Genomic DNA, 14964 nt, shown 5'->3' with positions numbered 1-14964 from the left:
AATAGGTGTGTATTTTACATGGAAAATACTTTATATAATATATACATTGATAGAGGGGATTGATTTATGATGAAAAAGATACTTACAATAGCAGGATCGGATTGCAGTGGAGGAGCTGGAATACAAGCAGATATAAAAACTATCGTAGCCCATAAAATGTATGCAATGAGTGCTATAACAGCTTTAACAGCACAAAATACCACTGGAGTTTATGATGTTTTAAATATATCAAGAGAGTTCTTAAATAAAGAAATCCATTGCATTATGAAAGATATTTTCCCTGATGCCATTAAAATAGGAATGGTATCCTCTAAGGAGATTATTCAAGAGATTGTTGAAAGATTATTAGAATATAAGGCTAAAAATATTGTAGTTGATCCAGTCATGATATCTACAAGTGGAAGTAGACTTCTTTCAGAGGATGCCATGGAAGCTTTGATTACAAAACTTTTACCTATAGCTGATGTGATTACTCCTAATATTCCTGAAGCAGAATGTATTTGTGGATTTAAAATTTTAAGTAAAGAAAATATGATAGAAGCAGCAGAAAAAATTTCAAAGGAATATAAAGGAAAAATTCTTATTAAAGGAGGGCACTTGGAAAATTATGCTGACGATTTATTATATAAAAATGGGAAAATAACTTGGTATCATGAAGAAAAAATAGATAATTCCAATACCCATGGAACAGGTTGCACCCTATCATCTTCCATAGCTTGTAATTTAGCAGCAGGTTACAGCATAGATGAAAGCATTTTAAGGGCAAAAAAATACATAACCGGTGCTTTAAGGGATAATTTAAATATTGGAAAAGGTAATGGACCTCTAAATCACTGTTGGAATTTGTAATAGTAGTAATTGTATACTTATTAAGTTGTTTCAGCTAATTTGCAATAAATATAAAATTTAAATATATGAATAATATGTAAAGGTGGAGATTGTTTTAAAAAACAGTCTCCTATTTTTTTACGAAGGTGAAAATAATGTATGTAAATTCCATATATATAATATTATGAAAGTATTGTATTTAACGAAATATTAGAATACCGAATATTTTTAAATCCTAAATAATATAAAGAAAATTCTGAAAATTTCTAAAAAAGTATTTACAAAAGTAAAAAATATATGTATTATTAGGATAATGAATTTACAAAACTGTAATATATATATTTAAAAGCAATAAATATACAATATATGAAATTAAATGAATGACATAAAAATGCAATAATCAGCCCAATTAAAAGCTAAATTAAATTTTAAATTGTATTAACTATGGGGATAGGAATTTATACAAGTATATATTTTTAAAATATATCTTTGTATTTATTTATAACTTAATTATTTTAAGGGGGAATAGATTTTGAAGAAAAGAAAATTAATGGCCTTAATGTTGTCAAGTATTTTAGCTTTTTCATTAGTTGGATGTGGTGATAAAGAGAAAAAAGAAGACACATCAAAGGATACACCAAAAACTGAAGAAGCAGAGAAGAAAATTGGGGGTACTTTAGTTGCTGGAATAACAGAAATGTCTGGTAACTTTAACCCAGGTTATTATTCATCTGCATATGATGCTAATGTAGTTGAGATGGTATTTGACCAACTTATTGTAATGGATGTTAATGGAGAATATCAACCATCAGCAGCTGAAAGTTGGGAATTTTCAGACGATGCCAAGGAAATAACCTTCAAATTGAAGAAAGATATGACTTTCTCCGATGGTGAAAAGGTAACAGCGGATGATGTTGTTTTTAGTTATCAGTTTTTATCAGATAAATCTTATACTGGTAGATATGGATCTGTTGTTAAGGATTTAGTTGGATATAAGGAATATTCAAAGGGTAAGACTGAAGAGTTCAAAGGGGTAGTTGCTGTAGATGAGTATACAGTTAAATTTAGTTTTGCTGAGCCACTAAGAACAAATCTTGCCAACTGTACTATGTCAATCATGCCAGAACATTATTATGGTGCAAATTGGAAGGTTGGAGATACATCATCCATAGAAGCTATAACAACAAAACCAATTGGTTCAGGACCATATACTTTAGAAAAATTCCAGGAAAAGGAATTTGTATCTCTAAAGAGAAATCCAAACTATTATGGTGAAGGATATTATATTGAAAATATAGTATGTAAATTTGTTGATCAAACTACTGATATAGTTGAGTTGACATCTCAAGAGGTGGATTTACTTCCAGGAGTTATTGAGCCAGAGAAAATAAATGAAGCTAAGTCTAAGGATTTCATGACTTTCAATAGTTATGATAGAAGTGGATATGGTTACACTAAATTTAACTGTGAATCAGGCCCAACAGCAGATAAAAAAGTACGTCAAGCATTATATTATGGCTTTAACATTAAAGAATTTGTAGATAGTTATTATAAAGATGAGGCAACTGGGGATGTACTTGCATCAGTTCAATACCATCCATTCTCTCAAGTTTCTTGGGGTATTGATGATAAATTAGTTAGCGAAATGACTCAGTATGATTTTGATTTAGATAAAGCTAAGTCTTTATTAGATGAAGCAGGCTGGAAGGTTGGTTCAAGTGGATATCGTGAAAAGGATGGAAAGGTTATGGAGCTTAATGTAGCGGCTATGCCAGATCATGATATTTTAAATACTCTTATTCCAATGTGGCAAAGAGACTGGGGCGAAGGTTTAAAAATTAAACTTAATATAGCATATCTTGAGTTTAATACATTATTAGATTACGTTATCTATAACTCTGATGAAAACGTAGATAAATGGAGTATATACTTCATGGCAACATCTATAAATACCCCAGACCCAGATAGTTTATATTCTGAAGTTCACTCAGATTATATTGGTACTGGTAAAGATAATACAGCTAGATATAGTAATCCAGAAGTTGATAAATTGTTAGATGAAGCTAAGAGTATTGTAGATAAGGAAGAAGCAAAACCTTATTATAATAAAATAGCTAAAATCCTTAATGAGGATGCACCTATTGTTCCTGTATATGCAAATACTTATTTTGACATGTATAATAAGAAAATAAAAGGCCTAGAAACAAGCCCATTCTGTGATTGGGTAAAAGCATTAAGACATGCTTATATAGAAGAATAATTTTAAATTTCATATAGGCTATTGGCGCCCTGTATAAAATTGCAGGGCGTTATTAAAATAAGTTTAGGGGTGATGAAATGTTAAAGTTTTTAGGCAAAAGATTACTTAATTTAATTCCAGTTATGCTAATAATAACAATAATACTATTTATATTATTACAACTAATGCCTGGAGATCCAGTTAGTGCATACTTAGGACAAGGTTCTAAGACTACTCCGGAGCAGCAGCAAATGATTAGAGAGCAATTAGGATTAGATAAAAGTCCGGTTGTTCAGTATTTTAATTGGTTAGGAAGAACTTTAAAAGGAGATTTTGGTTCTTCATTGAAATTTAGAAAGCCTGTAAGTGCGGTTATAGGGGATTACATTTGGAATACATTTATATTAAACATAGTATCTATGGTATTGGCCTTTGCAATTGCAATTCCAGTAGGAATAAAATCTGCAGTAAAGAAATATGGAGTATTTGATAATTTTTGGACTGTATTTTCTTTAGTTGGAGTAGGAATGCCATCATTTTTCTTTGCACTGCTTATGATTTTCTTTATAGCGGTACCGAGTAACGGAGCAATACCACTTAATGGTATGAGAACTCCAGTAATGGCAGCTGTTGGTTATGAAAGCTTCATGGCTGAAGCAATAGACGTAGCTAAACATATGATTTTACCAGTAATAATTTTAACTATTTTAAGTCTTGCTGGACTTATAAGATATGTTAGAAATAGTGTTATTGAAGTAATTAATCAAGATTATATTAGAACAGCACGTTCTAAAGGTTTAAAGGAGAAGGTAGTTATTTATCGTCATGCCTTTAGAAACGCATTAATACCAATAGTAACTCTTGTAGGAATGTATATTCCATCTCTCTTTGGAGGAGCAATATTATTAGAAACAGTACTTCTTTGGCCAGGAATTGGAAATATACTATATACATCAGTTATGGGTAGAGATATTTGGGTTGTAATGGCAGCTAATACATTCTATGCAGTCCTAATGGTTTTAGGAAATCTGGTATCAGATATGTCCTATGCATTGGTAGATCCTAGAGTAAAAGTAGAATAGGAGGTTAGTTTATTATGTTAGAAGTAAAAAAGGCTAAAGCTGAAAAAAAGAAACAAGACCTTCAAGCTATGGGACCATGGAGGGTTGCATGGGAGCGATTTAGAAAGAATAAAATAGCTCTTACAGGTGGTATAGTATTTGGGATTATAGTATTACTAGTAATATTAGTTCCTATAATATCACCTTATAATTTAAATGAATTTGAACTTGTTAATAAGGTTAAACCACCATCAGCAAAGCACTGGCTTGGAACTGATGAACAGGGTAGAGATGTACTTATGAGAGTATTTTATGGTGGAAGGATATCTATGTTTATTGGAGTTGTCACAGCAGGTATAACTGTACTTATTGGTGCTACTATAGGTGGCATTGCAGGTTACTATGGTGGATGGGTTGATAACATTCTTATGCGTTTCACAGAAATAGTTAGCTCTCTTCCATTTATGCCATTAATGATAACGTTGTCCTTTGCGTTGATGTGGAGGGTAAGCAGTACCCAGAAGATGTATGTGGTTATGTTTATTCTTGCCATAATATCTTGGCCAGGCCTTGCTAGAATGGTTAGGGGGCAAATTTTATCCCTTAGAGAACAAGATTTTATAGTAGCTACAAAGGCATTAGGTATATCTAATAGATCTAAGATAGTAAGACATCTTTTACCTAATACCCTTGCATATATTATAGTTAATGCTACTCTTGGAATGGCAGGCGCAATTTTAACAGAGGCAGGACTTTCTTTCCTAGGATTAGGGGTAATTCCACCAACACCAACCTGGGGAAACATGATTGAAAGAGCTAGAGACTCATTTATATTTACAAATAATCCATGGCTTTGGATACCGCCTGGAATTTTAATCATATTAACCGTTGTTAGTATAAATCTTCTTGGTGAGGGCTTAAGAGATGCCTTTGATCCAAAAGAGATAAGGTAGGTGTGATATATGGAAAATTTATTAGAAGTAAGAGATTTAAAAACATATTTTTATACAGATAACGGTATTGTAAAAGCTGTAGATGGAGTTTCCTTTGATGTAGAACCAGGGAAAACTCTTGGTATAGTTGGAGAATCTGGTTGCGGTAAAAGTATAACATCAATGTCTATTTTAAAGCTTATAGATAAACCAGGTAAGATTGTAGATGGTACTATTAAATTTGATAGTAAAGATATAGTACCTATGGAGGATAAGGATATAAGAAAAGTTAGAGGAAATGATATATCTATGATATTTCAGGAGCCTATGACTTCTTTAAATCCTGTATTTAGAATAGAAGATCAGATAATGGAAGCAGTAATGCTTCACCAAGGATTAGATAAAAATGAAGCAAGAAAAATTGCTATTGATATGCTTGCTTTTGTTGGAATACCAAGGCCAGAGCAAGTGGCAAGAGATTACCCACATCAATTAAGTGGTGGAATGCGTCAAAGAGTTATGATAGCTATGGCTCTTGCATGTAGGCCAAAATTACTAATTGCTGATGAGCCTACTACCGCTCTTGATGTAACAATACAAGCTCAGATACTAACACTAATGAATGATTTAAAAGAAAAAACCAATACAGCTATAATGCTAATTACCCATGATTTGGGGGTAATAGCTCAAATGGCGGATCATGTAATTGTTATGTATTCTGGAAAAGTGGTTGAATCAGCTCCAATTAAAGAACTTTTTGATAATCCAAAGCATCCTTATACTAAGGGACTTTTAGCATCAATACCAAGTCTAGATCAAGATAAGGAAAGACTATACTCTATAGATGGAGTAGTACCAAATCCATTTCACCTTCCTGAGGGATGTTATTTTGAACCAAGATGTGAATTTGCAAAGGCTGAATGTAAATGCAAGATGCCTGCTATAACTAATATTTCAGATGAACATCAGGTAAGATGCTTCCTATATAATGAAGCAATAGATGAGAAACATCATAAAGAGGAGGGAATCCATGATGGAAAAGGAAAGAAATAAGATTATTGAAATAAGAAATCTTAAAAAATATTTCCCGGTTAAGGGTAAATCTGCCACTGGAGAGAAACTCTGTGTAAAAGCTGTGGACAATGTTTCCTTTGAAATATATGAAGGGGAAACTTTAGGGTTAGTTGGAGAATCAGGATGTGGAAAATCTACATTAGGTAGAACATTAATAAAGCTCTATGAACCAACTGGAGGAGAAATTCTATATAGAGATCAAAATATTGTAAAATATAATGAAAAAAAGATGAAACCTTTAAGACAGGATATGCAAATTATATTTCAAGATCCATATAGTTCTTTAAATCCAAGACTGAATGTACATTCAATTGTTAGTGAAGCTTTAGTAGAGCATAAGCTATATAAGAAAGGTGAAGAACTTAATAAAAGAGTATTAGAAATAGTTGAACAGTGTGGACTTTCTCCATACCATATATATAGATATCCTCACCAGTTTTCTGGTGGACAAAGACAACGTATAGGAATAGCAAGAGCCTTAGCATTACAACCCAAATTTGTAGTATGTGATGAACCAGTATCAGCTCTTGACGTTTCTATTCAATCACAGATACTTAATCTTATGATGGATTTACAAGAAAAAATGGGATTGGCATATTTATTTATATCCCATGACCTAAGTGTAGTAAAGCATATTAGCGATAGAGTTGGGGTAATGTATCTAGGTTCTATAGTAGAGTTAGCAGATAAGGAAGATTTATATAATAATCCAATACATCCATACACAAGAGCGTTACTAGCAGCTATACCTGTAGCAAATCCAGATTATAAAAGTGATATGAGTATAATAAAAGGTGAAATTCCAAGTAATGTTAACCTACCTAAGGGTTGTAAATTTAATACTAGATGCCCTTTTGCTAAGGAGATATGTAAGGAACAGGTACCAGAAACTAGAGAAATAGAAAAGGGACACTTCTGTGCTTGTCATTTTGCAGGAGAGATATAGTAAAGGACATAAAAGGAGATGATATGCTATGAAGATGAAAGAGGCATATAAAGTAGTATTTAAGAAAAGAGAAGTAAATCCCGAGATGATTGGTAAAGTAGAGCTAGAGAAAAATGATTTACTAGCCCTAGTTTTAGCAACAGCATCGGTGATTGTCCCAGTTTTATTGATTGTATTTGCAGTAATTGCACTTATAATATTTATCATGTTTTATAGGTAGTATGAATAATCCCCATCTACTCTATAATATAGTCAAGGCTTAGTATAGGCCTTGACTTTTTTGTTATTTATATAACAAAAAAGAACCCCGATAATCAAATACCAGAGTCCATATGTGAAATTATTGGTTAGCAAATTACAAATTAACTTTTTTATTTGATAGTGATTTAGATAATGGAACATATAGGGCAACAGCTACAAAGATTGAGAAGGAGCCATTTATAAGTGTTGCAGGTAAACTCACAGCAGAACTTAATATTGCCGGTAGAAATCCACTTCCAACAAGAAGCAATTTGAATACTCCAAATAAAAATTCACCAACTAAGTTAAAGGCTATACCAGCTACAGCACCTAATACTGCATATTGAATTTCAATAGATAATTTTTTGGCAAAAGTACATACCAAAGCTAAGCCTAACCCAAGAATAAGAGAAAATATATACAATACTGGATTAATTACTAGTTTTTTCTCAATACCTGATACTACAATTTCATTACCTAAAGAAGTAGCAGTAAAGAAAAGTACTATACCAATTAGAATTAAAATTCCAGAAGCAATGCTTATCCACTTTATAGGTGACTTTGCATTTTTATTTTTCCCTCTTGCAGCAACACATCCCACAATTGCTCCAATACCAAATTTCAAAATCACAGTTTTAGGAACGCTTGATGCATAACCATTCATTAAGTCAAATAAGCCCATACCTATAGAGCCAGAAAGACCACCAATGGTACCAGTGAACAATAATGCTGCTAATATAACAAACATATTTCCCATATGCAAGAATGGATTTCCTACAGGAGAGGGAATAGGTATCTTAAAAAATAATGCCACGTAGCATAAAGCAGAAAAAAGTCCAATTAGAACCATGGTACGAGTAGAAATTTTAGAGTGTGTTTTAGTTTCCATTAATATACCTCCATACTATTAATTTAAATTATTATAAATAATTTGTATAATAACAAATTTAGAAAATAAGCAATGTGAAGTTATTATCTTCTTTTAGAATTAATTGAATATTTTGGTGTCTTTATATATAATATACATTGGGTTTGTCATTGTTGAAATACACAAAATACATAATTTTAATAGGGACAGTTGAAGGAGAATTTTATGAATAAAGTTAAAAGAGATATAATTAACCCAAAGGATTCACCAAATACACCATTATATATTCAGCTATATAATCATTATAGAAACCTGATTTCCACAGGAACTCTAAAGGCTGAAAGTAAGCTTCCGTCTATACGTAGATGTGCAAAAGAGCGAATGATAAGTCGGACAACGGTTGAAGCTGCTTATTTGCAGTTAGTAGCTGAAGGTTATGTTACATCTCGGCCTGGAAGTGGCTTTTTTGTAAGTGAATTAAATTATAAAGATATCCAAAAGGTAGAAAAATTACAACATAATAAATACATAATACAAAGCCAACCATTATATGACTTTGCTACCTATGCAGTGGATTATAAGAGTTTTGATTTCGATTTGTGGAGTAGATACATAAAGAGTGCACTTCGTAATGAAGAAAGGCTTTTATCCTATGGGGATCCACAAGGAGAATATGATTTAAGAGTAGCGTTATCTAGGTATGTAGCTGAGAGAAGGGGAGTGATTTGTACTCCTGAGCAGATAGTAGTTGGAGCAGGTGTGCAAAGTTTATTACAAATATTATGTTCCTTAACGGGAGTTAGATCACCTATATCTTTTACAGGAGCTAGTTTTGAACAGGGACAGGCTGTATTTGAAGATAGAGGGTTTAAAACTTTAACCTATAAGAATATTAATAGAGATTTATCTAAATTTAAGGAAGATAAAATTAAAATGATTTATACATCACCTTCTCATATAACGCCCTGGGGTGATGTAATGCCAATACAAATTAGATTAGCATTATTAGCCTTTGCACAAAGGGAAGATTGCTTAATAATTGAAGATGATTATGATAGTGAGTTCAGATATTATACTCGTCCAGTACCGTCTCTACAAGGATTAGATGGAGGAGATAAGGTAGTATATATGGGAACATTTTCACGATTATTAATGCCGTCCTTAAGAATTAGTTTTATGGTACTATCTAAAGAATTAACAGAAGTATATGAAAGAAGAGGGAGAGTCTACAATCAAACGGCATCAAAAACTGAACAAATTGCTTTAGGTAAATTTATTAGTGATGGTCATCTTGGAAGACAAATTAGGAAAGCTAGAAAGTTGTATATGGCAAAAAGTCAACAACTCTGTATAGCAATAAATAATGTATTTGAAGAGAAAGCAACAGCTATACCAGGTTCAGGGGGATTTTTAGTACAACTAGAAGTAAAAAGTAGTTTATCTTCAGAAGAACTAGCAAAAAGAGGTGCAGATGTAGGTGTTTTACTACGTACCTTTGAAGCAGAAGAAGAGAATGATTATCCAAGATTATTGCTATCTTGCTCGGGAGTTGCTGAAGAAAATTTCCAATACGCTTTAAGACTATTAAAAAGAGAATTCTTCAAGAAAAAATAGCCATAAATTACATGATAATTATGCTCATAGTTTTTTTGAGTTTTTGTTGTATTGAGAAGTAATAGATGATATAATCCGAATACACTTTTATTATTAAAGTGTATTCAGGAGGGTATATCATGAAAAATAATATAACAATAGTATGTGATAGTTCTGTAGATTTAACTGCAGAATTTATGAGAGAGAGAAATATAGAATTTCTATCACTGTTAGTTGATTTAAATGGACATGTATATAAGGATAAGGTAGATTTATCAAATAATGAATTTTATGAAGCTATAAAGCATAAAGAAACTACAGTTAAAACTTCACAAGTTACTCCTTATGAGTTTCAAGAATTTTTTAAGAAAGAATTAGAATGTGGAAATAAGGTTATTTGTCTTACTTGTTCTAGCAAATTATCTGGTACAAATAGCTCAGCCAATATAGCAAAGATGCATTTAGAAGAGGGTAGTGAAAATATTTTTGTTGTAGATACACTTGTAGCTTCTGGGGGCTTTGGATATTTAGTTACTGTAGTAGCAGACATGAGAGATAAAGGATATACGGTAGATAAAATTTTAGATGAAATAAATGACTTAGTAGGAAGATTAGAAACTTTAATTGTAATGGAAACAGTAGACATGTTAAAACGGGGAGGAAGAATATCTACAGGAAAAGCTATTGTAAGTCATGTTCTTGGAATTAAGCCAATTATAACAGTGAAAGATGGGGCTCTTGAATCTTGTGGAAAGGCAAGAGGTAGGAATAAGGCTTTAAAGCATGTAATAGATATAATGAATACTAGAGAGTTAGATCCTCAATATGATATAGTTGTTTCTCATGCAAATGATTTAGAAGCTGCAAATCAAACAGTTAAGTTAATAGAAGCTGAACTAGGCATAAATAAAATACTTATCAATGAAATTGGTACAGCAGTTGGTACACATTCAGGGGCAGGTGCCATAGCTATATTTTATATAAAGAAAAAGTAATAAAAAATCTCATGGGTATAAACTCATGAGATTTTGTTTTGGTAAAATTTATACAATTAGTGCCTATAGCGTGAAATACTACTATATTTATCATAAATGATAATAATTTGTAAGGACTAAAAGTCTAAGAAATTTAATAATGCCATAAAAACAGTAAGAACTCTACTTATAGTAATATGACGCTTTTACATGCAAATACTTAATGGAATGATCTCGAGAGCAGGCCCATTTATACTAGTTATAAATTCCCCGGGAATTAAAAACCCATTATTGTTTAAGAAGTGAAAATATGGAATGAAAGAATTGAGAAGTTTTGTATAGTAGGAATCTAAGCCTGTTTTTCTAAGCATTCCAATGCTTTCATAAGGAGTGTAAGCCACCTTGGATACTTTACCAAGTATACAACAATCGCAAGAGACATCATCGTATATATAAGAATGTTTCGATGTATATGTGGAATTTATAGGTAAAACACAATTAACTCCTAAGCAGTTAATTATTATATCAAAGGTAGCTCCTTTATTTAATTCTTTCTGTATGGTTTTTAGTAATTCACATATCATTGTATAGGTTAATGGGCCGATATGTTTAGTATCAAATAGATTATCCAAATGTGAAGTTCCATAATTGCTTAATATAAATATGCAGTTATCTATGCAGTTAGAAATGGTATTAACTTGTAAACATCCTGTTAAATCTACGTAATCTCCAGAATAAATATTATTAATTGAAGGGCTTGAATCATTAATATATTTTATAATCCCCAAGGTATTCATTTTATTTCTTAAATTATTGTAATAGCTAAAAGAAGCATATACTCTTTTTAGAGTTACATCATTTCTATCAAAATTTCTACCCTCTAAATATCTAAAAATATCACCATAATTGTAGCAGCTATTGCCTATGACAGTATTATCATCTTTATCACCTTTGGTATTTTTATAGTCATTGGAGCATTGGCTTTTATTATTATGTTGATATCTTCCTGTAACAGTGTTATCGTTAATTTGCTTGATGGTTATACTTTCAAAATATCCATCAATTAGTATTGAGGATAGATTTTGAATTTCATCTTGATTTAGATATATTGGTGTAAATAATTCAGCTGGCATTTTATATCTATCCTATTATTGATATATAGTTAATATATTATGAATTCATATTAATGTGAATATTAGAGAGGAAAATGTATACTTATAAAAAGTGCTAAAATTATCCATAGAACTTAGATTAATTATAGAAAATGTTAAATAAGTTACACATATTTCTTATACAAATGCTAATACTATCTGCACAGGAGGTGATATTATGCAATCATTCAATGAATATAAATTTGCAAATGTAACAGATGAAGAAAGAAGAAGGTTAACTGATCTTGAACAAAGTATGTCAAAGGATGAAAATAGTAAAATAGTTTTAATAGCCTATGAGAACAAAAGTGCCGAGAGTTAATCTCGACTTTATTTAATTTTAGTAGTTAACCCTAGATTTATATATTTATGTGGATAATATTTGTATATTTGTATATATAATTTAAATAATATATGTGAAAAAGAATTTAAGTATGATATACTATGATTATGAGGCAGATTAGAAGTTCGTGCGTTAAGTGCTGGGTGAACAGGGAATTGTCACCAGACGAAAAGGAAACTTGCGGTACTTACTTCGATTCCCACTGCTACATATTAATAGGAATTCTCCTTTTTTATGTAGCTATTATAAAAAGGAGGTTTTTTTATGATTTTTTCAGAAAAAAAAGATGACATGCTGAGTTTATTAAAGGAGTCCTCAGCACATTTAAAAAAGACTTCATCATTAACTGGACTAGCATTAATTGCAGCCATTAACATTATTCTTGGATCATTATCTATTCAATTAAGCCCTATTCTTAAGATTGGATTTTCCTTTATTGCAGTAGGAATAAGTGCTTTGTTTTATGGACCTGTTGCCACTGGATTTGTAGGAGTAGTTACAGATGTAATTAAGTATATGATACGCCCTAATGGTCCGTTTTTCATTGGATTTACTTTCAATGAATTCCTAGGTGGTTTTATAACAGGTTTAATATTATATAAAAAGCCTGTAAGTATAAAGCGAATTTTTATTACTAGATTAGTAATAATGATTGTAATAAACCTAGTACTTACACCAATATGGTTATCCATTATGTATGGAAAAGGAATATTTGTAGCTTACTCAGTACGTATAGTTAAAAGTCTTATTCTGTTACCTATAGAAACTATAGTTTTATATAGTGTATTAAAAACAGCTGAAAAGACAAGAAGAGTTCCAAGTTTTAAATAACATATAGAAATGTACCTTGATATTCTTTTAAATTCCCTTAAAAGAATATCAAGGTTTTAATTTTTTATAATTAAAGTACATATTAATTATTAGATTTAAACCAAAAGACCCAATTAACTATTAAACAGTTAATTGAGTCTTAAATTTATATTAACCTATTTCTTCGTCAGCTATATCATTGTTATCATTCCAAGCCTCAGTATTTTTAAGCCCTGGAATTGTTGATGACTTAAAAATAGGGTCTTTGCCAGCTTTTTTCTGACGAGAATAGTCATCAAGAGCAGCAAATGCATATTTTCCAAGGAATAATATAGCTATTAGATTTATAACTGCCATGAAAGCCATGAATAAGTCTGCTAGATTCCATACCAAGTCTATAGAAGCTTGAGAACCAATAAATACAGTAAGAACGACAAAGGATCTGAATATATTAAGTATCCCTTTATTATTACTTATGAACTCAATGTTAGTTTGTCCGTAGTAATAGTTACCTACTATAGAGCTAAAAGCAAACAAGAAAGTACATATAGCCAAGAAATAAGTTCCAATAACGACTCCAATTTGTGAACTAAGTGCACTTTGAGTAAGTTCAATACCCGTTAAAGTAGTGCCTGCATAATTATCGGAAATTAACACAATGAAGGCTGTACATGAACAGATTACTATTGTATCAGTAAAAACACCTAGGGTTTGAGTAAGGCCTTGCTTTACAGGGTGAGAAACTGTTGCTGTAGCTGCTGCATTAGGTGCGCTACCCATACCGGCTTCATTAGAGAACAGTCCTCTTTTAATACCTTGCATTATTGTGAATCCAAGGCCACCGGCTGCAAATTGTTTTATACCAAAAGCGTTTTCAAATATTAACGCAAATATACTAGGAATAGTTTTGAAGTTAAGCACTATAACTATAATTGCAACTAAAATATAAGCAGTTGCAAAGATTGGAACTATAACCTCTGAAACCTTTGCAATTCTCTTAACCCCACCAAAGATTACTAGGGCTGTTAAAACTGATAAAAGTAGACCCATTATTACAGGGTTAATACCAAAGGCATTTGTAAATGCTAAAGTTGTTGTATTAGATTGAGCTGCATTAAATACTAATCCAAAGCATAAAGTAGTTAAGATGGCAAAAATTGCACCAAGCCAGCGCTTACCTAGCCCTCTTTCAATGTAGTAGGCAGGTCCCCCTAAAAAGTTTCCATCCTTATCTTTTGTTTTATAAATTTGAGCAAGGGTACTTTCTACAAAGCTTGAAGCACCTCCAATTAAGGCAATGAGCCACATCCAAAATACTGAACCAGGACCACCAGCTGCCACAGCCATTGCAACACCTGCAATATTACCAGTACCAACTCTAGAAGCTGTACTTATACAAAAGGCTTGGAAGGATGAAACTCCATCTTTATTTTCTTGATCATTAGGCATTAAAAGTCTAAACATTTCTTTAAAAAATCTAAATTGAACAAACTTTGTTCTAAAAGAGAAGTAGATTCCTACTCCAATAAGTAAAACAATAAGTACGTAAGACCACATAAAGGTGTTAATAATGTTAACCTTGTCAGTTAAAAAATTCATAAAATTAATTAATACATCTTTTGTAGAAATTAAAAAATCCATAACTCATCTCCTTATCTAATTTTTTTATTTAATTATAAAAGTTTATCCGATGACTACCCGCTCTAATACTCCCATCTTCTTCAAAGTGGGAGTAAAGAGCGGCTACGACCCTGGATAACGATTTCCCCTAAAGGACAACGAATTCTAAGTATCGAAAATACTGATACTAAGAATTCTGTTAGTAACCTTCAGAGGGAGTAAAAACTCCCTCTGAAGCAAAGAACTCTGTTTATGAAAAATTACAATAATTCTTAAAATACAAAA

Annotated in this window: 14 protein-coding genes and 1 riboswitch; of the genes, 11 read left to right on the top strand and 3 right to left on the bottom strand. The window is 31.6% G+C overall.

The genetic code is table 11. From position 1 onward, the window contains the following. Positions 1 to 69: 69 nt before the first annotated feature. The 7 genes from thiD to IO99_RS12100 all read left to right on the top strand — a co-directional run bounded on the left by thiD (position 70) and on the right by IO99_RS12100 (position 7300). The gene (gene thiD / locus IO99_RS12130; protein WP_156964354.1) at positions 70 to 849 is read left to right on the top strand and encodes a bifunctional hydroxymethylpyrimidine kinase/phosphomethylpyrimidine kinase; all 780 of its coding nucleotides are present in this window, start codon (positions 70 to 72) and stop codon (positions 847 to 849) included. Positions 850 to 1360: 511 nt separating this feature from the next. Beyond that, positions 1361 to 3088, top strand: coding sequence for an ABC transporter substrate-binding protein (locus IO99_RS12125; RefSeq protein ID WP_051824090.1), 1728 nt, complete (start codon positions 1361 to 1363; stop codon positions 3086 to 3088). A gap of 77 nt (positions 3089 to 3165) precedes the next feature. After that, positions 3166 to 4149, top strand: coding sequence for an ABC transporter permease (locus tag IO99_RS12120; RefSeq protein WP_035133792.1), 984 nt, complete (start codon positions 3166 to 3168; stop codon positions 4147 to 4149). Positions 4150 to 4163: 14 nt separating this feature from the next. Beyond that, positions 4164 to 5081, top strand: coding sequence for an oligopeptide ABC transporter permease (gene opp4C, locus IO99_RS12115; protein WP_035133790.1), 918 nt, complete (start codon positions 4164 to 4166; stop codon positions 5079 to 5081). Between the two features lie 9 nt (positions 5082 to 5090). Continuing rightward, positions 5091 to 6113, top strand: a complete 1023-nt coding sequence (locus IO99_RS12110; protein ID WP_035133788.1) for an ABC transporter ATP-binding protein — start codon at positions 5091 to 5093, stop codon at positions 6111 to 6113. Beyond that, positions 6091 to 7080: an ABC transporter ATP-binding protein gene (locus IO99_RS12105; protein WP_051824088.1), complete on the top strand. Its 990-nt coding sequence runs from the start codon at positions 6091 to 6093 to the stop codon at positions 7078 to 7080. The genes IO99_RS12110 and IO99_RS12105 overlap by 23 nt, the downstream gene beginning before the upstream one ends. Positions 7081 to 7108: 28 nt before the next feature. Then, positions 7109 to 7300, top strand: coding sequence for a hypothetical protein (locus IO99_RS12100; protein ID WP_035133786.1), 192 nt, complete (start codon positions 7109 to 7111; stop codon positions 7298 to 7300). A gap of 135 nt (positions 7301 to 7435) precedes the next feature. Here the strand turns inward: IO99_RS12100 and IO99_RS18460 are convergent, their stop codons facing one another. Continuing rightward, positions 7436 to 8209: an ECF transporter S component gene (locus IO99_RS18460; RefSeq protein WP_051824085.1), complete on the bottom strand. Its 774-nt coding sequence runs from the start codon at positions 8207 to 8209 to the stop codon at positions 7436 to 7438. Between the two features lie 204 nt (positions 8210 to 8413). Here IO99_RS18460 and pdxR point away from each other — a divergent pair, with 204 nt between their 5' ends. Together pdxR and IO99_RS12080 are read left to right on the top strand one after the other, a co-directional pair. Further along, positions 8414 to 9802: a MocR-like pyridoxine biosynthesis transcription factor PdxR gene (gene pdxR, locus IO99_RS12085; RefSeq protein WP_035133784.1), complete on the top strand. Its 1389-nt coding sequence runs from the start codon at positions 8414 to 8416 to the stop codon at positions 9800 to 9802. A 119-nt stretch (positions 9803 to 9921) separates the two neighbouring features. After that, positions 9922 to 10776: a DegV family protein gene (locus IO99_RS12080; RefSeq protein WP_035133782.1), complete on the top strand. Its 855-nt coding sequence runs from the start codon at positions 9922 to 9924 to the stop codon at positions 10774 to 10776. A 185-nt stretch (positions 10777 to 10961) separates the two neighbouring features. On the opposite strand, the gene IO99_RS12075 is transcribed toward IO99_RS12080, so the two are convergent. Continuing rightward, positions 10962 to 11888, bottom strand: a complete 927-nt coding sequence (locus IO99_RS12075; protein ID WP_035133780.1) for a hypothetical protein — start codon at positions 11886 to 11888, stop codon at positions 10962 to 10964. A 196-nt stretch (positions 11889 to 12084) separates the two neighbouring features. Between IO99_RS12075 and IO99_RS19085 the strand changes: the two genes are divergently transcribed. Together IO99_RS19085 and IO99_RS12070 are read left to right on the top strand one after the other, a co-directional pair. Further along, the gene (locus tag IO99_RS19085; protein WP_156964350.1) at positions 12085 to 12228 is read left to right on the top strand and encodes a hypothetical protein; all 144 of its coding nucleotides are present in this window, start codon (positions 12085 to 12087) and stop codon (positions 12226 to 12228) included. Between the two features lie 132 nt (positions 12229 to 12360). Further along, a riboswitch (THF riboswitch) is annotated at positions 12361 to 12456 on the top strand. Positions 12457 to 12513: 57 nt separating this feature from the next. Further along, positions 12514 to 13080, top strand: coding sequence for a folate family ECF transporter S component (locus IO99_RS12070; RefSeq protein ID WP_035133778.1), 567 nt, complete (start codon positions 12514 to 12516; stop codon positions 13078 to 13080). 150 nt (positions 13081 to 13230) lie between these two features. Here the strand turns inward: IO99_RS12070 and IO99_RS12065 are convergent, their stop codons facing one another. Further along, entirely contained in the window at positions 13231 to 14658 is a 1428-nt protein-coding gene (locus IO99_RS12065) for an alanine/glycine:cation symporter family protein (protein ID WP_035133863.1), read from the bottom strand. Positions 14659 to 14964: the final 306 nt, after the last annotated feature.

The sequence above is a fragment of the Clostridium sulfidigenes genome, assembly GCF_000732635.1.
Lineage (GTDB): Bacteria > Bacillota > Clostridia > Clostridiales > Clostridiaceae > Clostridium_J > Clostridium_J sulfidigenes.
Note: the sequence above shows the minus strand (reverse complement) of the source record. Positions and strands in the feature narration are given on the sequence as shown.

Coding starts and splice junctions, on each gene's coding strand:
- thiD (WP_156964354.1), top strand. CDS start 70: ATGAAAAAGATACTTACAATAGCAGGATCGGATTGCAGTGGAGGAGCT.
- IO99_RS12120 (WP_035133792.1), top strand. CDS start 3,166: ATGTTAAAGTTTTTAGGCAAAAGATTACTTAATTTAATTCCAGTTATG.
- opp4C (WP_035133790.1), top strand. CDS start 4,164: ATGTTAGAAGTAAAAAAGGCTAAAGCTGAAAAAAAGAAACAAGACCTT.
- IO99_RS12110 (WP_035133788.1), top strand. CDS start 5,091: ATGGAAAATTTATTAGAAGTAAGAGATTTAAAAACATATTTTTATACA.
- IO99_RS12105 (WP_051824088.1), top strand. CDS start 6,091: ATGATGGAAAAGGAAAGAAATAAGATTATTGAAATAAGAAATCTTAAA.
- IO99_RS12100 (WP_035133786.1), top strand. CDS start 7,109: ATGAAGATGAAAGAGGCATATAAAGTAGTATTTAAGAAAAGAGAAGTA.
- IO99_RS18460 (WP_051824085.1), bottom strand. CDS start 8,209: ATGGAAACTAAAACACACTCTAAAATTTCTACTCGTACCATGGTTCTA.
- pdxR (WP_035133784.1), top strand. CDS start 8,414: ATGAATAAAGTTAAAAGAGATATAATTAACCCAAAGGATTCACCAAAT.
- IO99_RS12080 (WP_035133782.1), top strand. CDS start 9,922: ATGAAAAATAATATAACAATAGTATGTGATAGTTCTGTAGATTTAACT.
- IO99_RS12075 (WP_035133780.1), bottom strand. CDS start 11,888: ATGCCAGCTGAATTATTTACACCAATATATCTAAATCAAGATGAAATT.
- IO99_RS19085 (WP_156964350.1), top strand. CDS start 12,085: ATGCAATCATTCAATGAATATAAATTTGCAAATGTAACAGATGAAGAA.
- IO99_RS12070 (WP_035133778.1), top strand. CDS start 12,514: ATGATTTTTTCAGAAAAAAAAGATGACATGCTGAGTTTATTAAAGGAG.
- IO99_RS12065 (WP_035133863.1), bottom strand. CDS start 14,658: ATGAATTTTTTAACTGACAAGGTTAACATTATTAACACCTTTATGTGG.